General features: G+C 72.3%; 25 protein-coding genes. 17 read left to right on the forward strand and 8 right to left on the reverse strand.

The genetic code is table 11. The annotated features are described in order from the left end of the window. Positions 1-51: 51 nt before the first annotated feature. The 5 genes from GSY65_RS27555 to GSY65_RS27575 all read right to left on the reverse strand — a co-directional run bounded on the left by GSY65_RS27555 (position 52) and on the right by GSY65_RS27575 (position 5,485). Positions 52-1,743: an FAD-dependent monooxygenase gene (locus tag GSY65_RS27555; protein WP_159776446.1), complete on the reverse strand. Its 1,692-nt coding sequence runs from the start codon at positions 1,741-1,743 to the stop codon at positions 52-54. A gap of 320 nt (positions 1,744-2,063) precedes the next feature. Continuing rightward, positions 2,064-2,987, reverse strand: a complete 924-nt coding sequence (locus GSY65_RS27560; protein WP_159773686.1) for an amino acid ABC transporter permease — start codon at positions 2,985-2,987, stop codon at positions 2,064-2,066. Next, positions 2,984-3,661: an amino acid ABC transporter permease gene (locus tag GSY65_RS27565; RefSeq protein WP_159773688.1), complete on the reverse strand. Its 678-nt coding sequence runs from the start codon at positions 3,659-3,661 to the stop codon at positions 2,984-2,986. Before GSY65_RS27565 ends, GSY65_RS27560 begins: the two co-directional genes overlap by 4 nt. Before the next feature lie 119 nt (positions 3,662-3,780). Then, the gene (locus GSY65_RS27570) at positions 3,781-4,629 is read right to left on the reverse strand and encodes a glutamate ABC transporter substrate-binding protein (protein ID WP_201452687.1); all 849 of its coding nucleotides are present in this window, start codon (positions 4,627-4,629) and stop codon (positions 3,781-3,783) included. 79 nt (positions 4,630-4,708) lie between these two features. Next, complete coding sequence (locus GSY65_RS27575; RefSeq protein ID WP_055538937.1) at positions 4,709-5,485, reverse strand: amino acid ABC transporter ATP-binding protein; 777 nt, start codon at positions 5,483-5,485, stop codon at positions 4,709-4,711. A 444-nt stretch (positions 5,486-5,929) separates the two neighbouring features. On the opposite strand from GSY65_RS27575, the gene GSY65_RS27580 reads away from it, so the two are divergent. Continuing rightward, positions 5,930-6,616 (forward strand): response regulator transcription factor, encoded by a 687-nt coding sequence (locus tag GSY65_RS27580; protein WP_159773692.1) that lies wholly within the window; start codon positions 5,930-5,932, stop codon positions 6,614-6,616. Positions 6,617-6,625: 9 nt separating this feature from the next. Continuing rightward, complete coding sequence (locus GSY65_RS27585) at positions 6,626-8,044, forward strand: sensor histidine kinase (protein WP_159773694.1); 1,419 nt, start codon at positions 6,626-6,628, stop codon at positions 8,042-8,044. A gap of 120 nt (positions 8,045-8,164) precedes the next feature. On the opposite strand, the gene GSY65_RS27590 is transcribed toward GSY65_RS27585, so the two are convergent. Then, the gene (locus GSY65_RS27590) at positions 8,165-9,166 is read right to left on the reverse strand and encodes a TAXI family TRAP transporter solute-binding subunit (RefSeq protein WP_159773696.1); all 1,002 of its coding nucleotides are present in this window, start codon (positions 9,164-9,166) and stop codon (positions 8,165-8,167) included. 124 nt (positions 9,167-9,290) lie between these two features. Further along, entirely contained in the window at positions 9,291-10,421 is a 1,131-nt protein-coding gene (locus GSY65_RS27595) for a peptidoglycan recognition protein family protein (RefSeq protein ID WP_236580089.1), read from the reverse strand. Positions 10,422-10,630: 209 nt separating this feature from the next. On the opposite strand from GSY65_RS27595, the gene GSY65_RS27600 reads away from it, so the two are divergent. After that, positions 10,631-11,026, forward strand: coding sequence for a MazG nucleotide pyrophosphohydrolase domain-containing protein (locus GSY65_RS27600; RefSeq protein ID WP_159773700.1), 396 nt, complete (start codon positions 10,631-10,633; stop codon positions 11,024-11,026). A 644-nt stretch (positions 11,027-11,670) separates the two neighbouring features. Continuing rightward, positions 11,671-12,273: a helix-turn-helix domain-containing protein gene (locus tag GSY65_RS27605; RefSeq protein ID WP_236580090.1), complete on the forward strand. Its 603-nt coding sequence runs from the start codon at positions 11,671-11,673 to the stop codon at positions 12,271-12,273. A 14-nt stretch (positions 12,274-12,287) separates the two neighbouring features. Here the strand turns inward: GSY65_RS27605 and GSY65_RS27610 are convergent, their stop codons facing one another. Next, positions 12,288-13,124, reverse strand: coding sequence for an IclR family transcriptional regulator (locus GSY65_RS27610; RefSeq protein WP_159773702.1), 837 nt, complete (start codon positions 13,122-13,124; stop codon positions 12,288-12,290). Positions 13,125-13,479: 355 nt separating this feature from the next. Here GSY65_RS27610 and GSY65_RS27615 point away from each other — a divergent pair, with 355 nt between their 5' ends. The 13 genes from GSY65_RS27615 to dmpG all read left to right on the forward strand — a co-directional run bounded on the left by GSY65_RS27615 (position 13,480) and on the right by dmpG (position 25,957). Further along, on the forward strand, positions 13,480-14,817 hold the full coding sequence (locus GSY65_RS27615; RefSeq protein ID WP_159773704.1) for an aromatic ring-hydroxylating dioxygenase subunit alpha: 1,338 nt from the start codon (positions 13,480-13,482) through the stop codon (positions 14,815-14,817). Further along, entirely contained in the window at positions 14,814-15,161 is a 348-nt protein-coding gene (locus GSY65_RS27620) for a bifunctional 3-phenylpropionate/cinnamic acid dioxygenase ferredoxin subunit (protein WP_159773706.1), read from the forward strand. The genes GSY65_RS27615 and GSY65_RS27620 overlap by 4 nt, the downstream gene beginning before the upstream one ends. Next, positions 15,158-16,372 carry an NAD(P)/FAD-dependent oxidoreductase gene (locus tag GSY65_RS27625; RefSeq protein WP_159773708.1) on the forward strand — a complete coding sequence of 405 codons (1,215 nt, stop codon included), beginning with the start codon at positions 15,158-15,160 and terminating at the stop codon, positions 16,370-16,372. The genes GSY65_RS27620 and GSY65_RS27625 overlap by 4 nt, the downstream gene beginning before the upstream one ends. Before the next feature lie 273 nt (positions 16,373-16,645). Continuing rightward, positions 16,646-17,209, forward strand: a complete 564-nt coding sequence (locus tag GSY65_RS27630) for a 3-phenylpropionate/cinnamic acid dioxygenase subunit beta (protein WP_159773710.1) — start codon at positions 16,646-16,648, stop codon at positions 17,207-17,209. Positions 17,210-17,223: 14 nt separating this feature from the next. After that, positions 17,224-18,090, forward strand: coding sequence for an alpha/beta fold hydrolase (locus tag GSY65_RS27635; protein ID WP_159773712.1), 867 nt, complete (start codon positions 17,224-17,226; stop codon positions 18,088-18,090). 2 nt (positions 18,091-18,092) lie between these two features. Then, positions 18,093-18,950: an SDR family NAD(P)-dependent oxidoreductase gene (locus GSY65_RS27640; RefSeq protein ID WP_159773714.1), complete on the forward strand. Its 858-nt coding sequence runs from the start codon at positions 18,093-18,095 to the stop codon at positions 18,948-18,950. A 53-nt stretch (positions 18,951-19,003) separates the two neighbouring features. Further along, a complete protein-coding gene (locus tag GSY65_RS27645) occupies positions 19,004-20,584 on the forward strand; it encodes an acyl-CoA synthetase (RefSeq protein WP_159773716.1) in 1,581 nt (526 codons plus the stop codon). 73 nt (positions 20,585-20,657) lie between these two features. Further along, entirely contained in the window at positions 20,658-21,134 is a 477-nt protein-coding gene (locus GSY65_RS27650; protein WP_159773718.1) for a GNAT family N-acetyltransferase, read from the forward strand. 95 nt (positions 21,135-21,229) lie between these two features. Then, the gene (locus GSY65_RS27655; protein ID WP_159773720.1) at positions 21,230-22,231 is read left to right on the forward strand and encodes a zinc-binding dehydrogenase; all 1,002 of its coding nucleotides are present in this window, start codon (positions 21,230-21,232) and stop codon (positions 22,229-22,231) included. Between the two features lie 9 nt (positions 22,232-22,240). Further along, positions 22,241-23,179 (forward strand): 3-carboxyethylcatechol 2,3-dioxygenase, encoded by a 939-nt coding sequence (locus GSY65_RS27660; protein ID WP_159773722.1) that lies wholly within the window; start codon positions 22,241-22,243, stop codon positions 23,177-23,179. Between the two features lie 5 nt (positions 23,180-23,184). Then, the gene (locus tag GSY65_RS27665; RefSeq protein ID WP_159773724.1) at positions 23,185-23,997 is read left to right on the forward strand and encodes a 2-keto-4-pentenoate hydratase; all 813 of its coding nucleotides are present in this window, start codon (positions 23,185-23,187) and stop codon (positions 23,995-23,997) included. Further along, positions 23,994-24,944 (forward strand): acetaldehyde dehydrogenase (acetylating), encoded by a 951-nt coding sequence (locus tag GSY65_RS27670; RefSeq protein ID WP_159773726.1) that lies wholly within the window; start codon positions 23,994-23,996, stop codon positions 24,942-24,944. Before GSY65_RS27665 ends, GSY65_RS27670 begins: the two co-directional genes overlap by 4 nt. Further along, on the forward strand, positions 24,941-25,957 hold the full coding sequence (gene dmpG / locus GSY65_RS27675) for a 4-hydroxy-2-oxovalerate aldolase (protein ID WP_159773727.1): 1,017 nt from the start codon (positions 24,941-24,943) through the stop codon (positions 25,955-25,957). The genes GSY65_RS27670 and dmpG overlap by 4 nt, the downstream gene beginning before the upstream one ends. The last annotated feature ends 15 nt before the right edge of the window (positions 25,958-25,972 follow it).

Raw genomic sequence — 25,972 nt, forward strand, 5'->3', positions numbered from 1 at the left:
CGCAGGCGGGCCGGTGATTCAGGGCCCCCGCCGCCTCAGCGGCCCAGCCGCTCAGTGCGATGCCGCGGTCGCCTCCGTGGACTCGGGCTGCTGCTTCGCCCCGCCCAGGGCCGCCTCCGCCGCCGCGTACAGATCGGCCGGGCGCACACCGTTCAGGGCTGTGACGAGGTGGCCGTCGGGGCGGACGAGGAGCACGGTGTGGGCGGCCGCGCCCGGGTAGCTCTCGGCCACCAGTAGCTCGGCGGAGTGCGGCAGGGCGGACACCGCCGCCGCGAGCCGGGGCATGATCCCGGCGCTCACCCAGTGCTTGCGCTCCCACACCCCGGTCCCCGGCGCGACCAGCACCACCAGCAGCGCGCCCCGCCCGAGCCGGTTCCGCAGCGGTACGAACGTGCCGTCCTCGGCGGTCACCTGGACATCGACGACCTGGGCACCCGGCGGCGTGTCGATCGGCACCTCGGAGGCAGTGTGCGGAGCCATGAGCGGTGAGTCGGTGTACGCCCCCGGCGCGCCCAGCGGGCCGCGCCCCAGGTGGGCGTCGGCGAGCAGCGCGTCGTGGCCCCGGCCCGAACCGGGGACGTAGGAACGCAGCCCCTTGCCACCGCGCAGCAGGGGCAACGCCTGGTCGGCGGCGCGCAGCCGGGCGGCGACGACCGCGCGGCGTTCCGCCTGGTAGCTGTTGAGCAGTGCCTCGTGCGGGCCGTGGTGCCAGGCCAGCGCCAGTTTCCAGGCGAGGTTGTCGGCGTCGCGGAGCCCTTCGTCCAGGCCCTGCGTACCGAGCGCGCCGAGCAGGTGGGCGGCGTCCCCGGCGAGGAGGACCCGGCCCACCCGCCACCGCCGGGCGAGCCGGTGGTGGACGGTGTGCACACCGGTGTCCAACAGTTCGTACGGCGGTGTGGAGCCCCCCGACCAGCCCGCGAGGGTCTCCCGGACACGGGTCACGAGGAGTTCGGGGGTGACGAGGTCCTTGCCCGGCGGCAGCAGCCAGTCCAGTCGCCAGATGCCGTCGTCGAGCGGACGGGCCGTCACCTCACCGCCGGAGGGGCCCGACATCCGCCACGGCGGCATGCGGTGCAGCAATGCTTCGCCCGGCCACGGGAGTTCCACGCGCAGCGCCGCCACGGCGTGCCGTTCCACGGCGGTACGGCCCGGGAAGCGGATGTCCTGGAGCTTGCGCACGGTGGACCGCGGACCGTCGCAGCCCACCAGATAACTCCCCCGCCACCAGGTGCTCTTGGGGCCGCGTGTATGAGCCGTGACCCCGGACGCCTCCTGTTCGACGGCGTCCACGCGGCTTTCCACGGCGATCTTGACGAGGCGCTCCTCGGCGATCGCCCCGCGCAGCGCGGTGGTCAGGACGTGCTGGGGGATGTGGAGCGGGGGCGGGCCGGCGGAGCCCTCGACGGTGTCCTCGGCACCGTTGCGGGAGCCCTTCGCCGCATTCCGGGCGGCGCCGTCGGGCTCCTCGGGGCCGACTTCCCCGAACCGGACCTGACGCACCGTCTGCTTGCGCCGCATCGACCGCCATCCGGTCCAGCGATATCCCCCTTCCGTGAGCGGGACGCCGGACAATCGTTCCAGCAGGGCGGCCGTGTCCTCCTGGAGCACGACCGTCCGCGCGAGCCGCTGCTCGTCCTTCCCCGGCCCCTCGTCGAGGACCACGGACGGCACGTCCTGACGCGCCAACGCCAGCGCGAGCGCAAGCCCCACGGGCCCCGCCCCGACAATGATCACCGGGTCCACGGCGCGGCGCCCCCTGCCCGCGACGGCGTCCTGGAGGACGTAGGTGAACAAGAAGTTGGAGCAGGGTGCACGATCACAGAACGTATGCAACCCATTGCCGGTGCTTGCGTCAAGTGACGGCCGAGCGCGGAGGGCCGAGGTGTACTCGGATCGCTCACGGCGTCGGCCTGTGGTGATGTGTCGGCGCCCGCCAGGGAGAGGGAATACCGGACGTGGTCGCCGACTGTCCCGGACAGCGTGGGAGGCAGTGGCATGACCGCCACTGCCTCCCACGCCGCCCGACTCGGGCGCCGTCCGGACGGATGGCACCCGACCACTCGTCAGGTGTCCCGCTTCTCCACGTACGTGCCGAGCCCGGGTGCACCGCCGCCTTCCCCGCCGGTGGCCGTCGTGCCCCCGACGGCGGCGGTCGGGATGACCGCTCCGGTCGACTTCTTGCCGCGCCGCAGCCGCTGCTCCAGCCAGCCCGCGAAGCTGGTGATGATGAAGTTCACGATGATGTAGATGATCGCCACGACGACGAAGCTCTGGACGACGTTGCCGTAGTTGGCGGCCAGTGTGCTGCGCGCGTTGAGCAGATCGGTGAACTGGAGCATCACACCACCGAGGGCGGTGTCCTTCACGATGACCACGAGCTGGCTCACGATGGCGGGCAGCATCACGGTCACGGCCTGCGGCAGCAGGATGGTGGACATCGTCTGGCCCTTGCGCAGGCCGATCGCCTGGGCCGCCTCCGTCTGCCCCTTGGGCAGGGCGAGGATGCCGGCGCGGACGACCTCGGCGAGGACCGAGGCGTTGTAGAGCACCAGGCCGGTGACGACCGCGAACATCGGCCGGTCCTCGGTGCTGACGTCCGTCGAGCGGGCGAATACCTCGTTGGCGAACAGCATCAGCAGCAGCACGGGGATCGACCGGAAGAACTCCACCACGACGCCCGCCGGAACCCGGACCCATGTGTGGTCGGACAGCCGCGCGATACCGAAGAGCCCACCCAGGGGGAGGGAGATCACCATGGCCAGGCCCGCGGCCTTGAGCGTGTCGGCGAGGCCGGGCAGCAGATAGGTGGTCCACGCCTGGGAGGTGGTGAAGGGCTCCCAGAGGCTCCACTCCAGCTGGCTCTTGTCGTCCATCTTCAGCCACACCCACCAGGCGACCAGGGCCAGCAGGATGACGAAGAGCACAGTGAGGATCTTGTTGCGCAGCTTGGCCCGGGGGCCGGGAGCGTCGTAGAGGACGGAACTCATCGCTTCACCGCCAGTCGCTTGCTCAGCCAGCCGAGGAAGAGGCCGGTGGGCAGGGTCAACACCACGAATCCGAAGGCGAAGACCGCGCCGATGAGCAGGGTCTGTGCCTCGTTCTCGATCATTTCCTTCATGAGGTAGGCGGCTTCCGCCACACCGATCGCGGCTGCCACCGTGGTGTTCTTGGTCAGCGCGATCAGCACGTTGGCCAGCGGCCCGATGACCGCACGGAACGCCTGCGGCAGCACGATGAGGCGCAGCACCTGTCCGAAGCTCAGTCCGATGGCGCGCGCCGCCTCGGCCTGACCCACGGGCACCGTGTTGATGCCGGACCGGATCGCCTCGCAGACGAACGCCGCCGTGTAGGCGACGAAGCCGAGGACGGCGAGCCGGAAGTTCTGGACCTTGAAGTCGTCGGGTGCGCCCATCGTCATGCCGAAGATGTCGGCGAGGCCGAGCGAGGTGAAGACGATGATGACGGTCAGCGGGATGTTCCGCACGAGGTTCACGTACGCGGTACCGAAGCCGCGCATCAGAGGGACCGGGCTGACACGCATGGCGGCCAGCATGGTCCCCCAGACCAGAGAGCCGACGGCCGAGAAGACGGTGAGTTTGACCGTCATCCAGAAGGCACCCAACAGGCTCGGGTCGTCATAGTTTGAAAGGAAGTCGAACACTGTCTCCCGCGCTTCCGGGTGTCTGGCGTAGGTGCAGGCGCAGCGTGCCGCCGCCCCGCCGCGCCTCACGGCGGGGCGGCGGCACGTGTGCGAGAGCCGCGGTGGTCGCGGAGTCCCGCTTACTTGACGATGTCGCCGATCTTCGGGGCGGGCTCGTTCTGGTAGCCGGCCGGACCGAAGTTCTCCTTGACCGCCTTCTCCCAGGAGCCGTCGCCGACCATCTTCTCCAGAGCGGCGTTGATCTTGTCCACGGTCGCGGTGTCACCCTTCTTGACGCCGATGCCGTAGTTCTCGTTGCTGAGCTTCAGACCCGCGAGCTTGAACTTGCCCTTGTACTGCTCCTGCGCGGCGTAGCCCGCGAGGATCGAGTCGTCCGTGGTCAGCGCGTCCACGGCGCCGCTCTGGAGGGCGGCGACGCACTCCGAGTAGCCGCTGTTCGTACGCAGCTGCGCCTTCGGGGCGATCGTGTCCTTGACGTTCTGCGCCGAGGTCGAACCGGTCACCGAGCACAGCTTCTTGCCGTTGAGGTCCGTGCCCTTGGCGATGTCCGAGTCCGCCTTCACCAGCAGGTCCTGGTGGGCGAGCAGGTACGGGCCGGCGAAGTCGACCTTCTTCGCGCGCTCGTCGTTGATCGAGTAGGTCGCCGCGATGAACTTGACGTCGCCGCGGGCCAGCGCGTTCTCACGGTCGGCGCTTTTCGTCTCCACGAAGTCGATCTGGTCGGGCTCGTAGCCGAGTTCCTTGGCGACGTAGGTGGCCACGTCCACGTCGAAGCCGGAGAACGTGCCGTCGGGCTCCTTCAGACCGAGGCCCGGCTGGTCGTACTTGATGCCGATCTTGATCTTCTTGCCGCCGCCCGAGCCGCTGTCCGAACCGCTGTCGTCGTTGTCGCCGCCGCCGCAGGCCGTGGCGGTCAGGGCGAGGACGAGGGCGGTGGCCGCTGCGGCGGAGACCTTGCGAAGCTTCATGGTGAACATCCTTTGACTGGTGAACAAGCGGACCGTCGTGGTGCGGGTGCCTGTGGCCGGGACCGGCCCCGTCGGGTGGTCAGTGGTGCAGGATCTTGGAAAGGAAGTCCTTGGCCCGGTCGCTGCGCGGGTTGCTGAAGAACTGGTCCGGCACGGCCTCTTCGACGATGCGGCCGTCGGCCATGAAGACCACGCGGTTGGCGGCCGAGCGGGCGAAGCCCATCTCGTGGGTGACCACGACCATGGTCATGCCGTCGCGGGCGAGTTGCTGCATGACCTCCAGGACCTCGTTGATCATCTCGGGGTCGAGGGCCGAGGTCGGCTCGTCGAACAGCATGACCTTCGGGTCCATGGCCAGCGCCCGGGCGATCGCGACGCGCTGCTGCTGACCACCCGAGAGCTGCGCGGGGTACTTGTCCGCCTGCGTGCCCACGCCGACCCGGTCGAGCAGGTTCCGTGCCTTCTCCTCGGCCTGCTTCTTGTCGGCCTTGCGGACCTTCAGCTGGCCCAGCATCACGTTCTCGAGCACGGTCTTGTGCGCGAAGAGGTTGAACGACTGGAACACCATGCCGACGTCGGCCCGCAGGCGGGCGAGCGCCTTGCCCTCGGCGGGCAGCGGCTTGCCGTCGATCAGGATGTCGCCGGAGTCGATCGACTCCAGCCGGTTGATGGTGCGGCACAGGGTGGACTTGCCGGACCCGGAGGGTCCGATCACCACGACGACCTCGCCCCTGGTGATCGTCAGATCGATGTCCTGGAGTACGTGCAACGCGCCGAAGTGCTTGTTGACGCTCTTCAGGACGACCAGGTCGTCGGCCGCGGGCACCGCGTCCTTGACCACCGAAACTTCGGTCATCGCTTTCTGGCTCCGTCCTCCTCGGTTTCGGAGGACAGTAGTGACCCGCGACGACCAGCGTCATTACATCTGAGGGGAAATTGAGCATAACGATCCGGTAGCAGTCGGGCACTGCGCGTAGCCGAGCCGCGCCAGGGCGTTTCGGCTGGGTAACGGAACCCCCGCGGAACCCGTACGGCCTTGACGGCGTCCTCCGTCATCGGTGTCACTGCCCATGTGGGCGGGAAGGCGGCCGGGTCCCCGCCCGCCTTCCGCCACACCTCTGAGCGCCCGGCGGCTCGTGCCCCTGCGGGTCCGGGACTCTCGCTCCCGGGAGTCCCGGGCCCGGACGTCGGGAGACCCGGCGCCGGACGGGGTGCGCGTAAGGTGGGCCAGCCGAGACCGTATGCATGACCGAACGTACGACCGTCATACGTATACCCGACCCAACCGGAGGGGGCCGGAATGAGGCTGCTCCTCGTCGAGGACGACAACCACGTCGCGGCCGCGCTGTCCGCGGTCCTGGCCAGGCACGGCTTCGACGTCACCCATGCCCGCAGCGGCGAGGAGGCCCTCCAGGCGCTCGTCCCGGAGGGCGCCGGCTTCGGCGTCGTCCTGCTCGACCTCGGTCTGCCCGACCAGGACGGCTACGAGGTCTGCGGCAAGATCCGCAAGCGCACCAGCATCCCGGTGATCATGGTGACCGCCCGCTCCGACGTGCGTTCCCGCATCCACGGCCTCAACCTCGGGGCCGACGACTACGTGGTCAAGCCGTACGACACCGGTGAGCTGCTGGCCCGCATCCACGCCGTCGCGCGGCGCCGGGTCCCCGAGGAGTCCGCGACCCCCGGCGACACCGGGCTGCGCCTCGGCCCGGTGCTCATCGAGCTGCCCACCCGGCAGGTCAGCGTGGACGGCGCGGTCGTCCAGCTGACCCGCAAGGAGTTCGATCTCCTCGCCCTGCTGGCCCAGCGCCCCGGAGTCGTGTTCCGCCGGGAACAGATCATCAGCGAGGTGTGGCGGACCAGTTGGGAGGGGACCGGACGCACCCTCGAAGTACACGTCGCCTCCCTGCGGTCGAAGCTGCGCATGCCCGCCCTGATCGAGACCGTGCGCGGGGTCGGCTACCGGCTGGTGACCCCGACGCCGTAGCGTTCCCGCGTGCGCACTCGTCTTCTTCCGCTGCTCATCGTCCTGATGGCCGCCGTGCTGCTGGCCCTCGGCATCCCGCTGGCGGTGAGCCTGGCGGCGGCGCGCCAGCAGGAGGTCGTCGTCGACCGCATCGACGACACCGCGCGCTTCGCGGCCCTCGCGCAGTTCGTCACCGAGTCCCCGACCCGGTCCCGGACCGACGACACCTCCGGCGACGGCCGCCGGGAGACCCTCCAGCGGGAGCTGGAGCAGTACCACAGTGTGTACGGCATCAAGGCCGGCGTCTTCTACCGCGACGACAACCGACGGCCCATGGCCAACGCCCCCGTGGGCTGGAACGTGCCGGAGTCCGGTGAGGGCAAGGACGCGTTCGACGAGGCGCTGCTGGGGCGGCGTCCGCACGACCCGGAGCAGGTGTGGCCGTGGCAGCGCGGCCGGCTCGTGGTCGCCTCCCCGGTCATCCGCGACGGCGACGTCGTCGCCGTGGTCGTCACCGACTCGCCCACCGGCCAGATGCGCTCCAAGATCCTGCGCGGCTGGCTGATCATCGGCGCGGGCGAGATCGCCGCGATGCTGCTCGCCCTCGGCGCCGCGCTGCGTCTGACCGGCTGGGTCCTCAAACCCGTACGCGTCCTCGACACCACCACCCACGCCATCGCCTCCGGACGGCTGAAGTCACGGGTCGCCGTCGCCAGCGGACCGCCCGAACTCAGGCGCCTGGCACGGTCGTTCAACGAGATGGCGGACAACGTCGAGGACGTCCTGGAGCAGCAGCGGGCGTTCGTCGCCGACGCCTCCCACCAACTGCGCAACCCGCTCGCCGCGCTGCTGCTGCGCATCGACCTCCTCGCCCTGGAACTGCCCGAGGGCAACGAGGAGATCGCCTCCGTCCGCACCGAGGGCAAGCGTCTCGCGCAGGTCCTCGACGATCTGCTCGACCTGGCGCTCGCCGAGCACGCCGAGTCCGATCTCCGGCTCACCGACGTGGGGGAGCTGGCCGCCGAGCGCGTCGCCTCCTGGTCGCCGCTCGCCGAGGACAAGGGCGTGACACTGGTCGGCACCTGCCCGGCCACCACCGCCTGGGTCGACCCGGTCGCCCTGTCCAGCGCCCTGGACGCGGTGATCGACAACGCCCTGAAGTTCACGCCCGCCGGTGAGCGCGTCGAGGTCGCGGTCGCCCCGAACGGCCCGGACTGCACGATCGTCGTCACCGACGGCGGCCCCGGTCTCAGCGACGACGAACTGGGACGCGTCGGCGACCGCTTCTGGCGCAGCACGGCCCACCAGAACATCAAGGGCTCGGGCCTCGGGCTCTCCATCTCCCGGGCCCTGATAGCAGCGGGCGGCGGCTCCATCGCGTACGCCCACCACCAGCCGCACGGCCTGAAGGTGACGGTGACGGTGCCACGGAACCGCCCGCAGAACTGACCGGCGCGACCGGCACGATCGGCGCGACCGGCCGGGCGGCCCCGTCTGTGGCTCTGTCCGTGGCTCTGCTGTTCTGTCTGCTGTTCTGTCTGTGGTTCGGTCTGCCGCGCTGTCGGTCGGCTACGGCTTGACGGACTGGTAGTAGCGTTTCGCGCCCTCGTGCAGCGGCAGCGGGTCGGTGTAGATCGCCGTGCGCAGGTCCACCAGCTGGGCCGCGTGGACCTTCTTGCCGATCCTGTCCCTGCTCTTGATGACCAGGCGGGTCAGCCACTGGGTCAGCCGGGGATCCGTGTCCTCACGGGTGATCAGCAGGTTCGCCACGGTGATCGTGGGCACGGTGGAGCCCCGGAGGATGGTCGGGTAGGCGTCGGCCGGCATCACGGACGCGCGGTAGTGGCTGTAGACCGAGCCCTGTTCGTGCAGCTGCGCCACGAGTGCGCTCTCGAGCGGCACGAAGCGGAACTCGTACGCGTACTTCTTCGCCAGGTCGGCGATGCCCTTCGTGGGCAGTCCGCCCGACCAGAAGAAGGCGTCGATCCTTCCCTCGCGCAGGGCGTCGGGGCCCGTCCTGATGGTGTCGCTGCGCGCCTCGATGTCCTTGTCGATGTCCAGCCCGTCGGCGGAGAGCACACGCCCCGCTATCAGCCGCACCCCCGACCCCTCGGGCCCCACGGCGACCCGCTTGCCCTTCAGGTCGGCGACCCGCTGGACGGGCGAGGTGGCGGGGACGATCAGCTGCACATAGTCGTCGTACAGACGGGCGAGGCCGCGCAGCTTGTCCGCACCGGGCTTGCCCTGGTCCACATAGGTCTGCACGGCGTCGGCGGCGGCGATGGCGAAGTCCGACTCCCCGGTGGCGACGCGGGCCACGTTCGTCTGGGATCCGTTGCTGCTCTCCAGGTCGATCCTCAGGTCGGGCATGTCCCCGCCGACGGAGTCCCGCAGCAGCTTGCCGTACTCCTGATAGACGCCCTGGGGGGCTCCGGTGCTGAGGCTGATCGTCCCGCTCGGGGGTGCCTCACGCGGCCAGAGCCACCACGCCAGCAGCCCGAGGACCACCAGAGCGGCCGCCGAGCCCAGGAGCGCGCGACGCCCGCCGATGCGGGGGAATACCTGGACCATGCGCGAGATCCTGCCAGGTCACCGGACGGGCGGCCAGGTTCGGGACCATCCGGTGCCGGGTCGTGACACGGGGTGACGCGCGCGCGGACCCGCAGGCCGCGCGCGGCGCCCACCGGCGTGCGGCTCAGCGGCGCGCCGCGGCCACCGAAGTGCGCAGTCGGTCCAGCTCCTGGTACATGACCGCGCCCGGGCACTCGGTCGCCATCCAGTCCTGGTGCCCGCTGATCTCCGGTACCTCCTTCCGCACGCCGTTGACCGGGTTCGTATACGTCACCCGGGCCAGCGGGTCCACGCCGTGCAGCCGGACCAGGGCGCGGACCAGCCGGGTGAGCGCGTCGCGGGCCGGTTCCGTCGGGCCCTGCTCGGTGAAGGTGCCGAGCAACGCGATGCCGAGGTTCCCGGAGTTGAAGCCGCCGACGTGGAAGGCGGTCACCACCTTGCCGTCCTTGTCGTGCGCGGGCATGCCGTCGTCGCCGGAGTAGCGGCCCTCGTAGACGCGCCCCTCCTCGTCGACGAGGAAGTGGTAGCCGATGTCGCCCCAGTCGTTGGTGACGGCGTGCAGCTGGTAGATCGCGCGGACGGTGGCGGCCGGGTCCGGGTCGTCGTTGGCCATGGCCGTGTGGTGCACGGTGACGGTCTGGAACGGGTAGAACGCGGTCGGCGAGTTCTCCGTGCCGTCCGCCTTGAACCGCAGCTTCTCGTCGGCGCCCCACGCGGCCCGCGAGAGGTACTCGACACCGCGGACCCGGGTCGGGTCGGTCGGCACCCGCACCTTCCGGCCCGGCCCGTGCCGGGTGTCGAGCGCGAGCGAGCGCAGACCGGTGGCGCCGTCGGGCGCCCTCAGCTCGTAGCCGGCGGCCTGGCCGGCGGCGATCAGAACGCCGCCGCCGTTGGCCACGGAGCAGCCGCCGTCGCCGAGCGGCTCCCAGGTGCCCCGGCCGCCGTCGGCGTCCCGGAGCCGGATGCCGCCGCCGGTGGTCTCGTCCGTGCTGTCCCAGGTGACACCGACGTAGCCGATGGGGAAGGCGGTCTCCACGGGCCCTTCACCGTTGGCCGCCTCGGCGCGGGTCCGGGGGAAGGTCTCGGTCGTCGTGCCGTCGCCCGTGTCGCCCGTGTCGCCCGTGTCGTCCGGGCCGGCCGCGGCGCGCTCGGAGTCGCCGGTCGCGGCCAGCACCGGCGGCGCGATCACGGCACCCGCGGCGACCGCGCCCGCGGCGACCGCGCCCGCGGCGCCGAGCAAGGTGCGTCGGGCCACGCGGGACGTGGTCCGACGGGAGGGGGAGGTGGGGGGAACGCTCACGTTCGGTCCTCGATCGCTCAGAAGGGGTACTTGAAGACTCAACGGAGGGTACGGAGTCGGGTCCCGTCCCTGACGCCACCCCCCGCGTTGCTGATGCGACGTCAGAGTCTCATGGGAGCAGGGAGGTTGGGGTGACGGGTCCCGGTGGTCGATAGGGTCGGCGGATGAGTTCCTCTCCCGCCCGTCTCGTCCGTGAGTTCCACCGCGCCTTCGGTCTCGACGTCCGTGCCGAGCCGACCGAGGTCGCACCGGAGCTGGCCGCCCACCGCGGCGAACTGCTGGCCGAGGAGGCGGCCGAGGTCGCCGAGGTGGCGGTCGGCGGCCCGCTCGACCGGCTGGCGCACGAACTCGCCGACGTCGTGTACGTGGCGTACGGCACCGCCCTCGTCCACGGCATCGACCTCGACGCGGTGATCGCCGAGATCCACCGCTCCAACATGACCAAGCTGGGTCCTGACGGCCGCGTCGCCCGCCGCGCCGACGGCAAGGTTCTCAAGGGCGACCACTACAGGGCGCCCGACGTCGCCGCGGTCCTGCGTGCACAGGGCTGGACCGGCTGAGACGGGCGTGCGCCCCACGGGTGCTGACTTCCACCGACACCTGGCGGGGGCGGCGCCCCGGTCCCGCCACGGATTCCCGGGCCCGTCGCGGATTTCCGGCGCGATCGCCGAGAGCCCTCCGAGCGGAGGCGGCGTCGTCCCGTCGGCCCCGCGCGCGGCGGGCGATCCGGGTTGTCTCGGCGGGGCGGACGCAGGGGTGGACGCTGGGGCCTGTGGGGCCTGTGGGGCCTGTGGGGCCTATGGGGCGGGCTCGTGGGGAATGTGGGGCTGGTGAGGCTGGTGAGGCTGGTGAGGGGGGAGCGCGGTCGCGACGGGGCCCGCCGAGTGCGCGCGACGGACGCTCCCGCCGTGTGAGGCGGCGGCGAGGTCGAGGCAGAGGCGTCGGCCGGGGAACCGCCGCCGGAGCCCGGCCGGGCGCACCGAGGCCGCGCCCGGCCGGGGGCACCGAGGCCGCGCCCGGCCGGGGGCACCGAGGCCGCGCCCGGACGGGGCACCGAGGCCGGGCCCGGACGGGGCACCGAGGCCGGGCCCGGACGGGGGGCACCGAGGCGCAGGACGGCGGGGGGACCCAGGGGGTGAGCGGCGAGGCGGAGTGCCCTCGGGCACCATGTCCCGCCACCTGTCTGCCCGCTTAGAGTGGTGTCGTGTCCTCAGGAAACGAAGTGGTCGCACGGAACGTGCGGCTCCTCAGAGAGCAGCGGGGTCTGTCCCTGGCCGAGCTGAGCCGGCAGGCAGGGCTCGCCAAGCAGACGCTGTCCAAGCTGGAGCAGGGTGCGGGCAATCCCACCGTGGACACCTTGTTTTCGATCTCGACGGCACTGGGCGTCCCGGTGACCAGGCTGGTGGCCGAGCGGGAGCAGGTGATGACGGTCCAGCGCGGCGCCGACGTCGTCTGGACCGAACGCGACGGGTACGCCTCCCGGGCCCTCGACCACGTCTACGGTTCCGGTGTCATCGAGAACTACCTGGTGCGCATCGAGGAACGGGGCGGAGCGAGCCGGACGGCCGAGTCGCATCCGGTGGGCACGCTGGAGCACCTCTACGTCGTCAGTGGCCGGGTGCGGGTCGGGCCCGTCGACAGCCCCGTGGAGCTGTCCGCGGGTGACTTCGTGCGCTACCCGGGCGACCGCCCCCATGCGTACGAGTCCCTGGAAGGGGAGAGTCTGGTGCACATCGTCGTCAGTGTGCCCCGCGTGCACCCCGGGACGTCGACCTCCCAGCGCACCCACGGAGACGCCCCGCGCTGACGGGCCCGCCCCCGTCAGATCAGTGCCGTCGCCTGCTGTGCCCTGGCGAGCGCCGCGACGGCCCGCGTCGCCTCGTAGGCCACCCGGCGCAGCGCCGGAGCGAACCGGGCCTTGTCGAAGCGGTGATCGGCGCCCGCGACCGAGAACGCGGCGACCGGCCGCCCGGCCGGCCCCATGATCGGCACGGCGACGCAGGTGAGGCCGTGGGCGGCCTCCTGGCGGTCGTACGCGATGCCGGTGCGCCGGATGTGGCCCAGCTCGGCACGGAAGGTGGCCGGGTCGGTGATGGTGTACTCGGTGAGCCGCGGCAGCCCAGCGAGGACGGCGGCCTCCGCGGCGTCGTGGTCGAAGGCCAGCAGCGCCTTGCCGACAGCGGTGCAGTAGGCGGGCAGCCGGGCGCCGATGCGGGAGGGGCAGCGGGTCGCGCGGTGCCCGTGGATCTTGTTGACGTACACGATGTCGGTGTCGCGCAGCACCGCGAGATGCACGGTCTCCTGGGTCAGGACGTACAGGTCGGCGAGGTGCGGCAGCAGCCGTTCCCGCAGCTGTGCCGAGACCGGGCCGTACACCCGGTCGCCGATGTCGAAGAGCCGGGCGCCCAGCCGGTAGTCGCTGCCGACGCGCTCGACCATGTCGTTGCGCTGCAGGATGCCGAGCAGCCGGAACGTCGTCGACTTCGTCAGACCGCTGCGCCGGGCCAGCTCGCTCACACCGATCTCACCGTCCTGGTCCGCGAGCGACTTGAGGAGGACCAGGGCCTTGTCCACCGCGGTCCGCTGGTCGGGCAGGACGCCGACCGGGCTGCGAGGCGGGCTGTGGGGGCGCTCTGACGTGGGGGAGTGGACAGACATGGGGGGCTCCCGGCGATGCTGGCGTGGTAACCAAAGTGGACGCGCGTCCAACATAGAAGACAGTTTCGGGGTTGTAAACGGGCCGGACCGCGCACCCATCGGACATCTCGGTGTGCCGCGCTCCGGCACACCGGCTGGGCCGCACGCCCTCACCCCGCGTCTCCTGTACCCGGGCCGGCTCCGGCCGTCCCGTGAGCCCGCCCGACGACCCCCGCGACCGCGGTGAGCCCGCCCGACGCCCCCCACGACCGCGGACGAACCGCACTCGACCGAGAACGAACAGAACGGAAGACACCGTGCGACCGAGCCGATCGCTCCGCCGCCTCGACCCGACCGACGCCGAGGAGCACCACCGATGACATCCACGCCAGCGCGGCCGATGGATCGTCTCGCCCGCGTTCCGCACCCGTCCGCCGACGTGGGCGCGTACTTCGACCTGGACAACGGGCTCGTCGACCGCACCGTCTTCAGCGACCCGTCCCTGTACCGGCAGGAACTGCGCCGCGTCTTCGCACCGAGCTGGCTGTTCCTCGCCCACGAGAGCCAGTTCCGGCGACCCGGCGACTTCTTCACCACGTACATGGGCGAGGACCCGGTCATCGTCGTCCTGGGCCGCGACCGCCGGATCCGCGCCTTCCTCAACGCCTGCCGCCACCGCGGCATGCGGATCTGCCGCGCCGACGCGGGCGCCGCCAAGGCGTTCACCTGCAGCTACCACGGCTGGTCGTACGACACCTCGGGCAAGCTCGTCAACGTCCCCAACCAGGGCGACTACCCGGACCGCTTCGAGCAGGACAGCTGGGGGCTCGTCGAGGTCGCGCAGCTCGACACCTACAAGGGGCTGGTCTTCGCCACCTTCAACCCCGAGGCACCCCCGCTCACCGAGGCGCTGGGCGGCATGACCTGGTACATGGACGCCATGCTCGACCGCGACCCGGAGGGCACCGAGGTCGTCGGCGGCGTCCACAAGTGGGTGCTGGAGGGCAACTGGAAGCTCGCCGCCGAGCAGTTCGCCTCCGACTGGTACCACGTCAACATCTCGCACGCCTCCGCGCTGATGGTCATGTCACCGAACGGCAAGGGCCCCAAGGACGGGATCGTGCAGACCCCGGGACGGCAGTACTCCGACCCGCTCGGCCACGGCCACGGCTTCCCGACCCATCCCAAGAGCCGCTTCGACGACCGGGTCGTGCACGAGTGGTACGACTACGCCGCGCTGCGCGACCGGCTGGGCGACACCCGGGTCGAGGGGCCGATGACCACGGGCCACGCCACCGTCTTCCCCAACTTCTCCTACCTCCCGGTCAACGGCTCCATCCGGGTCTGGCACCCCAAGGGACCCGACCGGATGGAGGTCTGGGCGTGGACCCTCGTCGACCGCTCGATGCCCGACGAGGTCAAGAACGCCCAACGGCTCTACAACCTGCGGACGTTCGGACCCACGGGCATCTTCGAGCAGGACGACGGCGAGAACTGGTCGGAGTGCCAGGCCACCGCCCACGGCTTCATGTCCGGCTCCCTGACCCTCAACTACCAGATGGGGCTCGGCCTCCAGGAGGAGGACGGCGTCCACCCCGGCACCACGGGGCGCCTCTACTCCGACGGCGCCGCCCGCGGGTTCTACACCCGCTGGCGCGATCTGATGAACACCCCCGCCTGGCACGAGAACCCCGGGAAGGACACCGCCTCATGAGCGACACCACCACCGGCGTCCAGGTCGCCTCCGTCGGCGACATCGAGGACGGCGAGGGGCTGCGCGTGCCCGCCGCGACCACCGGACTCGGCGCCGACATCGCCGTCTTCCACGACGGCGGCGCCTACTACGCCCTCGACGACACCTGCTCCCACGGCCAGGCGTCGCTGGCGGAGGGCTGGGTGGAGAACGGCGAGGTCGAATGCCCGCTGCACGCCGCCCGGTTCTGCCTGAAGTCGGGCGAGCCGCAGTGCATGCCCGCCACCCTGCCCGTGGCCGCCCACCGCGTCGAGGTCCGCGACGGCGCCATCTGGGTGTACCCCGGTCAGAGGGCCGCCGGATGAACGCGCCCCGGCGGATCGCCGTCGTCGGCGCGGGTCTTGCCGCCGTCTCCACGTGCGACGCCCTGCGCGCCCACGGCTACGACGGCGACCTGGTGCTGTACTCGGCCGAGCGGGGCCTGCCGTACGACCGCCCCCCGCTCAGCAAGAACGTCCTGCTCGGCAAGGACCGCCGCGAGGACGTGCTGCTGCGCCCCGAACAGTGGTACGACGACCAGCGCGTCCGGCTCCGGGAAGGCACCGTCGTCCGGGCGATCCGGCCGCGGCCCGGGGGCGTCGAACTGGCCGACGGTGTGATCGAGCCGGCCGACCGGATCGTGCTGGCCACCGGCGGCACACCGCGCACGCTGCCCGTACCCGGAGGCGCGGACCCGGAGATCCGCCTGCTCCGCACCTGGGAGGACGCCCAGTTGCTGCGCGAGCGGCTGCTGCCCGGCACCCGGGTCGCCGTCGTCGGCGCGGGGCTGATCGGGGCCGAGACCGCCGCCGTGGCCACGACGCTCGGCTGCCGGGTCACCCTCGTCGATCCGGTCGGCGTGCCGCTCGCCCCGGTCGTCGGCGACGACATCGCGACGGCGCTGCACGACCGCCACCGCGCCGAGGGCATCGACGTCGTCACCGCGGCCGTCGACCGCGTCGAGCGCCGAGGGCGACGGTTCCTGATCGGCCTGTCCGGGTACGGCGGAACGGTGGCCGCCGACACGATCGTGGTCGGCATCGGCATCCGCCCCGCCACGCAGCCGGCCGAGGCGGCCGGACTGCGCGTGGACGACGGCGTCCTCGTCGACGCCGACCGGCGCACCTCGCACCCCGCCGTCCACGCCGTCGGCGACGTCGCCCGCGAGGCCGGCCGGCGGACACGCCACGAACACTGGGAGGCCGCCCAGCGGGACGGCGAGGCCGCCGCGCGCGGCATCCTCGGCCTGCCCGCCACCGACCCGGTCGCGCCATGGTTCTGGTCCGACCGGCACGGCACCCGGCTGGAGGCGATCGGCACCATGGCGCAGGCCGAGCGGACCGTGCTGCGCGGAGCCGTCGACAGCGGCGCCTTCCTCGCCCTGGGTCTGCGCGGTGAGCGCGTGGTGGCCGCCGCGGCGATCGACCGCACCCGCGACATCAAGACGGTCCGCAGGATCATCGACCGCCGCGTCACCGTCGACCCGTCCGCACTCGCCGACGAGAGCACCGATCTGCGGAGCATGCTCACCCGCTGACCCCGGACGCGCCGGGGCCTGCCCGCCGGGCCGGGGAACGGAGGAAGGGAGTGCGACGGTCCCGGCCGCGACCACGCTGGACGCCCCCTCGCCCGCCGATCCCGCCCGAGCGCCGCTCTCCACGCGGCGGGACCGCGCGCCGGCTCCCCGCACACCGGCACGACACCGAAGCCGCCCCCGGCGCGTGCCGCACACCGGCACACCAGCTCCCCGTACCCCGTACCCCGCGCTGGAATTGACCCCGTCCGGCGCGGCCCGCAGGAGGACCAACCGATGAGCATCCCCACCCCGCAGCCGGCCGTCGAGGCGTCCGGCGTGTACGACGCCGACGTCCGGCTCTACTTCGAGACACACCGCCTCTACAGTCGCGAGGCGCAACTCCTCGACCAGCACCGCTACGCGGACTGGCTGGAACTGTTCACCGATGACCTCCACTACTGGGCGCCGGTGCGCACCAACCGGCTGCGCCGCCAGCAGGCCCTGGCCGACGGGGCGCCCGGCGAGGTCGCCATCTTCGACGAGACGAAGGCGAGCCTGGCCTGGCGCATCCGCCGGTTCGACTCCGGCATGGCCTGGGCCGAGGACCCGCCGTCGCGGACCCGACACCTGATCACGAACGTCATGGTCCACGCGGCCGACGAACCGGGGGAGTACATCGCCGAGTCGGCGTTCCTCTGCTACCGCAACCGCCTGGAACGCGAGGTCGACCTCTACGCGGGCGGCCGCACCGACCTGCTGCGCCGCGCCCCCGACGACGGACGCCTGCTGATCGCCCGCCGCACGATCCTGCTCGACCAGAACGTCCTGCTCGCCAAGAACATCAGCACCTTCCTGTGAACCGGAGAACCCACATGTCCCCCACCGAGACCGAACAACCCAAGCTGGTCGAGCATCTGGTGCACACCCCGCTCGGGGACATCGCGGTCGGCGAGAGCGGCAGCGGACCGGCGCTCGTCATGCTGCACGGCGGCGGCCCCGGCGCGAGCGCGGTCGCCAACTACCACCAGAACCTGCCCGCGCTCACCCGGCACTTCCGGGTGATCCTCCCCGACCAGCCCGGTTTCGGCGGCAGTTACCGGCCCACCGAGGAGGACCTGGACGCCCGCAGCATCACCGAGATCACCGTCGACGCGCTGCTGCGGACCCTGGACGAACTCGCCGTCGACCGGTTCCACCTGCTGGGCAACAGCCTCGGTGGCGCCGCCGCCCTCGCCACCGCGCTCCAGGTCCCGGACCGCGTGGAGAAACTCGTCCTCATGGCACCCGGCGGCGGCTGGCTCCCCTTCGGCCCCACCCCCACCGAGGGCCAGAAGGCGATGTTCCGCTACTACAACGGCGAGGGCCCCACGCTGAAGAAGATGCGGGACTTCATCGGCGTGATGACCGCCGAGCCGCGCCGCTGGGCGGACACCGCCCAGGCCCGTTACGAGGCGTCCCTCGACGAGTCCCACATCGCCTTCTACCACCGCTACAACGCGGCCTTCGCGAAACGGCACGGCATGGACCCGCTCTGGCAGCAGGTCCACCGGATCAAGGCGCCTACGCTCTTGCTCTGGGGGCGTGACGACCGGACGATCACCCTGGACGGCGCGCACCTGATGCTCAAGCAGATCCGCGACGTCCAGCTGCACGTGTTCGGCGGCTGCGGCCACTGGGTGCAGGTGGAACGGCAGGCCGAGTTCGAGCGGCTGGTCACCGACTTCCTGAAGGAGGACTGACCGTGGGTCTGGGCTGGCTGGACGGCGACGTCGCCCTCGTCACCGGCGGGGGCTCCGGCATCGGCCGGGCCGTCGCCCTGCGCTACGTGGCCGAGGGCGCCCGCGTCGCGATCCTCGGCCGGAGCGTCGCGCAACTGCAGGAGGTGGTGGCCGCCGCCGGTGACCGCGGCGACCGCGTGCTGCCCCTCACCGGCGACGTCCGCAGTCCCGAGGACCTGCACCGGGCGGTCGACATCACGGTGGAGCGCTTCGGCAAGCTGGACGTCCTGGTGCCCAACGCGGGCATCTGGGACTACCACCGCAGCGTCACCCGCCTGAGCGGCAAGGAGCTGGCCGAGGCGTTCGACGAACTCTTCGCCGTCAACGTCAAGGGATACCTGCTGGCCGTCGAGGCCGCCTGGCGCGAGCTGGTCGCGACCCGCGGATGCGTCGTGATGACCCTGTCCAACGCCTCCTTCCACACCGACGGCGGCGGCTCCCTCTACACCGCGAGCAAGCACGCCTGCCTCGGGCTGCTGCGGCAGCTCGCCTTCGAACTCGCGCCGAAGGTCAGGGTCAACGGGGTGGCCGTCGGCGGGATGCGCACCCAGCTGCGGGGCCCCGCGAGCCTCGGCCTGGAGAACCGCACCCTCGCCGCGTCCTTCGCGAGGAACGAGGCCGCCGAGGCGGCGTCGGGGGAGAAGGCACCGCCGCTGATCCCGCTGTACGACTCCAGCGTCGAGCCGGAGGACTTCACCGGCCCCTACGTCCTGCTGGCCTCCCGCACCGACAGTGCCACCATCACCGGCGCCGTGATCCCCGCCGACGGCGGCATCGCCGTACGCGGTTTCCGTTCGCCCGCCGGCGGTTCGGGTCTGTGACCCGGCACCGGCGCACCCCCTCCGTCCCGCAGCCCCGTTAAGGAGCCGACGCCATGGCCGCCGTCGACATCAGTCCCGCCGCCGCGCTCTACCGCAGAGCCCCGTACCCCGGACCCACTGCCGTGATCTACGAGGGTCACGAGATCTCCGCGACCGAACTCAGCCGCACCGTACGGGAGTTCGCGGCCGGGCTGTCCGAGCGCGGGCTCCGGCGCGGGGACCGGATCGCCTACCTCGGCCTCAACAGCGCGACGTTCCTGGAGACCCTGTTCGCCGCGGCCCACCTGGGCGCGGTGTTCGTCCCCCTCAACTTCCGGCTGGCCGCCGACGAGATCCGGCACATCCTCAACGACTGCGGCGCCCACACCCTCGTCGTCGAGGAGGGGCACCGCGCACTCGTAGAGTCCGTGCGGGCGGACATCCCCGCCCGCAGCCTGCTGCTGGCCGACACCGACCCCGAGTGCCCCGCCGCCCCGGAACCGGGCCCCGAGTGGACCCGGCTGTCCACGCTGCGCGGCGCCCACCGCCCGGTACGCGACCCGGTCGCCCTGCACGAGGGCGACCTCGCGGCGCTGATGTACACCTCCGGGACCACCGGACGGCCCAAGGGCGTCATGCTCACCCACGGCAACCTGTGGTGGAACGCGGTCAACGTCGACGCCGTCGTGGACACCCGCGCCGACGACGTGAACCTGGCCGTCGCCCCGCTGTTCCACATCGGCGGCCTCAACGCCCTGACCCTGCGCACGCTGGTGCGCGGCGGCACCGTGATCCTGCGCCGGGGCTTCGACCCCGCCCACTGCCTGGAGGACCTCGTCCAGCACCGGGTGAACTCCCTCTTCGCGGTCCCGGCCATGTACGCGGCACTCGCCCGGACGCCCGGGTTCGCCGAGGCGGACCTGAGCGCCCTGCGCTCCGCGATCGTCGCCGGTGCCCCGGTGCCACCGCAGCTGATCCGGGAGTACGGCGAGAGGGACGTGCTGCTCCAGCAGGCATGGGGGCTGACCGAGACGGCCCCGTTCGCGACCTATCTGCCGGCCCGGCTGACGCGGGAGAAGACCGGGTCCGCCGGGCTCCCGATGCCGTACACCGAGATCCGGCTGATCGACCCCGTCACCGGGGCCGGGATCGACGGACCCGACACCCAGGGCGAGATCTGTGTGCGCGGACCCAACGTGGCCGCCGGCTACTGGGACAACCCGGACGCCACCCGGGCCGCCTTCGACGACCGGGGATGGTTCCGCACCGGCGACATCGCCCACCGGGACGAGGACGGCTTCTACTACATCGTCGACCGGCTCAAGGACATGATCATCAGCGGTGGCGAGAACATCTACCCCGCGGAGGTCGAACGGGTCCTCGTGGAGCACCCCGACGTCCTGGAGGCCGCCGTCCTCGGCGTCCCGGACCCCAAGTGGGGCGAGACCGTCATGGCGGTCCTGACCTGCGCGCCCGGCGCGGAACTCACCGTCGAGGAGGTACGCGAGTTCGCCGGCCGCCGGCTGGCCCGCTACAAGCTCCCCACCAGGGTGCAGGTCGTCGAAGGGCTGCCGCGCAACGCCAGCGGCAAGCTGGACAAGCGCGAACTGCGCCGCTCGGTGACCGGGCGGCCGGCCACCGCCACCACCGCCTGACCCTCCAGCCTGCCCGCCCGGCCCCCGCACACCGGTGCCGGGGCCGCCCGACCGTGATCCCAGGAGCGGCGCCGTGGACCCACTCTCCGATTCCGTGCCGGTGCCCCCGGTACCCGCCCTCGACGGCGGCTGGGCCCTGCGGCGGCTCGAGGGATCCCCCGGTCGGGGCCCGCACCGGTACGCGGCCTCCCTCGGCGACGGACCGCAGGAGGTCCTCGTGCGCGTCCAGCGGGTCGGGCGGCACCCGCTGCGGGCCGCCTACCCCAGGGGCGCGCACGACCTCGCCGTATGGCTCGACCCGCCCGCGCCGGACCGTGCCGCCGGGCTGCTGCGCGCCCTCCCCCCGGCCCTGTTCGCCGCCGACCCGCGCTGCCGCCGGGTCGTCGCCGCGCCCGACGAGGACGACCTGCGGGGCCAGCGCCTGCTGGAGGAGGGCGGGTTCCGCCGGATCGCGGAGGCGGACCTGCCGGGCGGACCGGTCGTGCTCTTCGCCGTCGAGTCCCCCGACGTCGCGGGCCTGTCCACCGCCCTCGACGACATGCCGCACTGAGCCGAGCCGCCCTGAGACGAGCCCCACGGGCCGTCCGTGCTGTCCAGCGGCACAACTGCTAGGGCAGGCGGGCGGCCTCGGGCGACGGTTGACGTGTGCTAGCTGCAACCGCCATTTCCCAGAGCGCCACCGACCCGTTGTCGGGGCTGGTGCTGCGCGACGTACCCGATCCGGCCCCGCGGCCCGGCTGGTCACGCGTCCGCGTGGTGGCCTCGTCGCTGAACATGCACGACCTGTGGACGCTGAAGGGGGTGGGGCACCCCGCCGACCGGCTCCCGATCGTCCTCGGCTGCGACGCGGCCGGCTACGACGAGGACGGCAACGAGGTCATCGTCCACCCGGTGATCGGCGACCCCGACGCGGGCCGCGGCGACGAGACGCTCGACCCGGACCGCGCGCTGCTGTCCGAACGGCACGACGGCGCGTTCGCGGAGTTCCTGACGGTTCCCACCCGCAACCTGGTGCCCAAGCCGGACTGGCTCTCCTTCGACGAGGCCGCCTGCCTGCCGGTCGCCTGGACCACCGCCTACCGCATGCTGTTCACCCAGGCCCGCATCACCGCCGGAGACCGGGTGCTCGTGCAGGGCGCGGGCGGCGGCGTCGCCTCCGCCGCGATCCGGCTCGCGGTGGCCGCCGGCGCCGTCGTCTACGCCACCAGCCGCAGCGCCGGCAAACGCGCGGAGGCCGTCTCCTGGGGCGCCCGCGCCGCCGTGGCCCCCGGCGAGCGGCTGCCCGAACGGGTGGACGTCGTCATCGAGACGGTGGGGGAGGCGACCTGGGCGCACTCGCTGAAGGCGCTGCGCCCCGGCGGCACGGTCGTCATCGCCGGCGCGACCAGCGGCGCCAACCCGCCCGCCGACCTCGGCCGCATCTTCTACCTCCAGCAGCGCGTCCTCGGCTCCACCGGTGCCACCCGGTCCGAGATGGTCGCGATGCTGCGCCTGATGGAGGCCACGGGTGTCCGTCCGGTCATCGACCGCACGCTCCCGCTCACCGACATCCACAAGGGCTTCCAGCTCATGATCGACGGCGCCCTCACCGGGAAGCTCGTCATCCACCCGCCCGGCCCGGCACGCCCGGAATCCCGCCAGAAGTAGGGAACGACCATGACCGCAGCAGCCGTGGGGCTGTCCCACTCACCCCTCATCGGCAAGAACGATCCCGCCCCCGACGTCCTGGCCCGCGTCGACGAAGCGGTCGAGGGCGCACGGGAATTCATCCGCGCCTACGATCCCGAGCTGGTCGTCCTCTACGCCCCCGATCACTACAACGGCTTCTTCTACAAGGAGATGCCGCCGTTCTGCCTGGCCACCGAGGCCCACGCGGTGGGCGACTTCGGCACGTCGGCGGGCCCGCTGTCGGTCGACACCGCCGCCGCGAGGACGCTGGCCCAGGGCACCCTCGACCGGGGGATCGACCTCACCGTATCGGCCCGGATGACCGTCGACCACGGCTTCGCCCAGCCGCTGGAGGTGCTCTTCGGCGGCATCGACCGGGTGCCGGTGGTGCCCGTCTTCGTCAACGGCGTGGCCACGCCGCTCTGCCCCGTCGCCCGCATCCGCGCGCTCGGCACCGCACTCGGCGAGGCCGCCGCCGAACTCGGCCGCAGGACCCTGTTCCTGGCCTCCGGCGGTCTCTCCCACGACCCGCCCGTACCCGTGCTGGACGGCGCGCCCCCCAGGGTCGCCGAGGCGCTCGTCGAAGGCCACCCGCCGACGCCCGAGCAACGCGCCAAGGGTGAGCAGCGGGTGATCCGGGCCGGCCAGGAGTACGCCGCCGGCACGAGCGCGATGATCCCGATCAACCCCGCCTGGGACAACCGGCTCCTCGACCACCTGGAGAAGGGCGAACTCACGGAGTTCGACTCCTGGACCGTGGCCGCGATGGCCGCGGAGGGCGGCGGCTCCGCCCACGAGGTCCGCGCCTGGATCGCCGCCTTCGCCTCGCTCGCCGCCACCGGCCCGTACGAGATGACCTCCCGCTTCTACGAGGCGATCCCCGCCTGGATCGCCGGATTCGCCGTCGCCACGGCGCAGGGGAGGTGACCGGCATGGCAGTCCGCCCGCAGGCCATCGCCCAGGCCGCCGCCCGGCTCCTCGCCGCCTCGGACGAGGGCCGTCCCGTGGCCCCGGTCCGCGACCTGCTGGGCGAGCGGGACATCGACGCCGCCTACGCCGTCCAGCAGGAGCTGACCCGGCGCAGGCTCGCCGCCGGCGCGGTCGTCGTCGGCCGCAAGATCGGCCTGACCTCGCCCGCCGTCCAGCGCCAGCTCGGCGTCGACCAGCCGGACTTCGGCGTCCTCTTCGCCGACATGGACGTCTCGGCCGAGGCGGAGGTGCCCTCCGAGCGGCTGCTCCAGCCGAAGGCCGAGGCCGAGATCGCGTTCGTGCTGGGGGAGGACCTCGCCGACGGCCCACTCGACGCCGCCCGGGTCCGGGCCGCCGTCGAGTACGCCCTCGCGGCCCTCGAGATCGTGGACAGCCGGGTCGCCGACTGGGACATCCGGCTCACCGACACCATCGCGGACAACGCCTCCAGCGGCCTGTACGTCCTGGGCGACCGCCGCCTCGGGCTCGACGCGTTCGAGCCGCGCGAGGTCACCATGCGGATGTACGCCGACGGCGAGCAGGTCTCCGAGGGCGCGGGCTCCGCCTGCCTCGGCGACCCGCTTCACGCCCTGGCCTGGCTCGCCCGCACGGCCCGGTCGTACGGCGACCCGCTGCGGGCCGGTCAGGTCGTGCTGTCGGGGGCGCTGGGCCCGATGGTCCCGGCACCTCCCGGCACCCGTATCCACGCCGAGATCGGACCGCTGGGCACGGTCGCCGCGGCGTTCTCCGAGAAGTTCGAGAAGAGGGACGCGTGAAGAGAACCAAGGCCGCCGTCATCGGGTCCGGCAACATCGGCACCGACCTGATGATCAAGATCCTGCGTCTGTCGGACACCCTGGAGATGGGCGCCATGGTCGGCATCGACCCGGCCTCGGACGGGCTCGCCCGCGCGGCTCGACTGGGGGTCCCCACCACCCACGAGGGCGTCGACGGGCTCCTCGCCCTGCCCGGCTTCGCCGACATCGACATCGTCTTCGACGCCACCTCGGCCAAGGCGCACCTCGCCAACGCCGCCAGGCTGGCCCCGTACGGCAAGCGGCTCATCGACCTCACCCCCGCCGCGATCGGCCCGTTCGTCGTGCCGCCGGTCAACGGCGACGCCCACCTCGACGCACCGAACGTCAACATGGTGACGTGCGGCGGCCAGGCCACCATCCCCGTGGTGGCGGCCGTCTCGGCGGTGACCCCGGTCCACTACGCCGAGATCGTGGCCTCCATCGCCTCCCGGTCGGCCGGACCCGGCACCCGGGCCAACATCGACGAGTTCACCGAGACCACCTCCCGCGCCATCGAGAGCGTCGGCGGCGCCGCCCGCGGCAAGGCGATCATCGTCCTCAACCCGGCGGAGCCGCCGCTCATCATGCGGGACACGGTGTTCTGCCTGATCGGGGAGGCCGACCACGACGCCGTCCGCGCGTCGGTCACCGCCATGGCGGAGCGCGTCGCCCGGTACGTCCCCGGCTACCGGCTCAAGCAGGAGGTGCAGTTCACCCCGGTGGACCCCGGCGAACCGCTGCACACGCTGCTGCCGCCGGGTGCCGGCCCCGCCGTCACCCGGGTCTCGGTGTTCCTCGAAGTCGAGGGCGCCGCCCACTACCTGCCCGCCTACGCCGGGAACCTCGACATCATGACGTCCGCGGCCCTCCAGGTCGCCGAGTCCGTCGCCCGGCGCGCCACAGCCCCCGCGGAGGCCCGCCCGTGACCCGCAGGCTCTACATCCAGGACGTCACCCTGCGCGACGGCATGCACGCCATCCGGCACCGCATCGACCCGGCCGACGTCGGCCGTATCGCCGCCGCCCTGGACGCCGCCGGGGTGGACGCGATCGAGGTCGCCCACGGTGACGGCCTGGCCGGCGGCTCCGTCACCTACGGGCCGGGCAGCCACACCGACTGGGAGTGGATCGAGGCCGCCGCCGCACACCTCACCCGCGCCACCCTCACCACCCTCCTCCTGCCCGGCATCGGCACCATCGCCGAACTGGAGCGCGCCCACGCCCTCGGCGTCCGCTCGGTGCGCATCGCCACCCACTGCACCGAGGCCGACATCTCGGCCCAGCACATCGCCAAGGCACGCGATCTCGGCATGGACGTCGCCGGCTTCCTGATGATGAGCCACATGGCGCCGGCCGCCGAACTCGCCGCCCAGGCCCGGCTCATGGAGTCGTACGGGGCGCACTGCGTGTACGTCACCGACTCCGGCGGCCGGCTGACGCTGGACGGGGTGCGCGAGCGGGTCCGGGCCTACCGCGACGTCCTGGACCCCGTCACCGAGGTCGGCATCCACGCGCACGAGAACCTCTCCCTCTCGGTCGCCAACAGCGTGATCGCCGTCCAGGAGGGCGTCACCCGGGTCGACGCCTCCCTCGCCGGACAGGGCGCCGGCGCGGGCAACTGCCCCATCGAGGCGTTCGTCGCGGTCGCCAACCTCCAGGGCTGGAAGCACGGCTGCGACCTGTTCGCCCTCCAGGACGCGGCCGACGACCTGGTCCGCCCGTTGCGGGACCGCCCCGTCCAGGTCGACCGGGAGACGCTCACCCTCGGATACGCGGGCGCCTACTCCTCGTTCCTGCGCCACGCCGAGGCCGCCGCCGCGCTGTACGGGGTCGACGCCCGCACGCTGCTCCTGGAGGTCGGCCGCAGAGGGCTCGTCGGCGGCCAGGAGGACATGATCGTCGACATCGCGCTCGACCTGGTGGCCGGGGAGCCGCACTGACGGACCGTCCGCGTC

This window comes from Streptomyces sp. HM190 (assembly GCF_009857135.1).
Taxonomy (GTDB): domain Bacteria; phylum Actinomycetota; class Actinomycetes; order Streptomycetales; family Streptomycetaceae; genus Streptomyces; species Streptomyces heilongjiangensis.

Excerpts from the sequence above, each read along its gene's own strand:
- GSY65_RS27560 (WP_159773686.1), bottom strand. The coding sequence starts at position 2,987 with ATGAGTTCCGTCCTCTACGACGCTCCCGGCCCCCGGGCCAAGCTGCGC.
- GSY65_RS27570 (WP_201452687.1), bottom strand. The coding sequence starts at position 4,629 with ATGAAGCTTCGCAAGGTCTCCGCCGCAGCGGCCACCGCCCTCGTCCTC.
- GSY65_RS27575 (WP_055538937.1), bottom strand. The coding sequence starts at position 5,485 with ATGACCGAAGTTTCGGTGGTCAAGGACGCGGTGCCCGCGGCCGACGAC.
- GSY65_RS27580 (WP_159773692.1), top strand. The coding sequence starts at position 5,930 with ATGAGGCTGCTCCTCGTCGAGGACGACAACCACGTCGCGGCCGCGCTG.
- GSY65_RS27590 (WP_159773696.1), bottom strand. The coding sequence starts at position 9,166 with ATGGTCCAGGTATTCCCCCGCATCGGCGGGCGTCGCGCGCTCCTGGGC.
- GSY65_RS27600 (WP_159773700.1), top strand. The coding sequence starts at position 10,631 with ATGAGTTCCTCTCCCGCCCGTCTCGTCCGTGAGTTCCACCGCGCCTTC.
- GSY65_RS27610 (WP_159773702.1), bottom strand. The coding sequence starts at position 13,124 with ATGTCTGTCCACTCCCCCACGTCAGAGCGCCCCCACAGCCCGCCTCGC.
- GSY65_RS27615 (WP_159773704.1), top strand. The coding sequence starts at position 13,480 with ATGACATCCACGCCAGCGCGGCCGATGGATCGTCTCGCCCGCGTTCCG.
- GSY65_RS27620 (WP_159773706.1), top strand. The coding sequence starts at position 14,814 with ATGAGCGACACCACCACCGGCGTCCAGGTCGCCTCCGTCGGCGACATC.
- GSY65_RS27625 (WP_159773708.1), top strand. The coding sequence starts at position 15,158 with ATGAACGCGCCCCGGCGGATCGCCGTCGTCGGCGCGGGTCTTGCCGCC.
- GSY65_RS27630 (WP_159773710.1), top strand. The coding sequence starts at position 16,646 with ATGAGCATCCCCACCCCGCAGCCGGCCGTCGAGGCGTCCGGCGTGTAC.
- GSY65_RS27635 (WP_159773712.1), top strand. The coding sequence starts at position 17,224 with ATGTCCCCCACCGAGACCGAACAACCCAAGCTGGTCGAGCATCTGGTG.
- GSY65_RS27645 (WP_159773716.1), top strand. The coding sequence starts at position 19,004 with ATGGCCGCCGTCGACATCAGTCCCGCCGCCGCGCTCTACCGCAGAGCC.
- GSY65_RS27660 (WP_159773722.1), top strand. The coding sequence starts at position 22,241 with ATGACCGCAGCAGCCGTGGGGCTGTCCCACTCACCCCTCATCGGCAAG.
- GSY65_RS27665 (WP_159773724.1), top strand. The coding sequence starts at position 23,185 with ATGGCAGTCCGCCCGCAGGCCATCGCCCAGGCCGCCGCCCGGCTCCTC.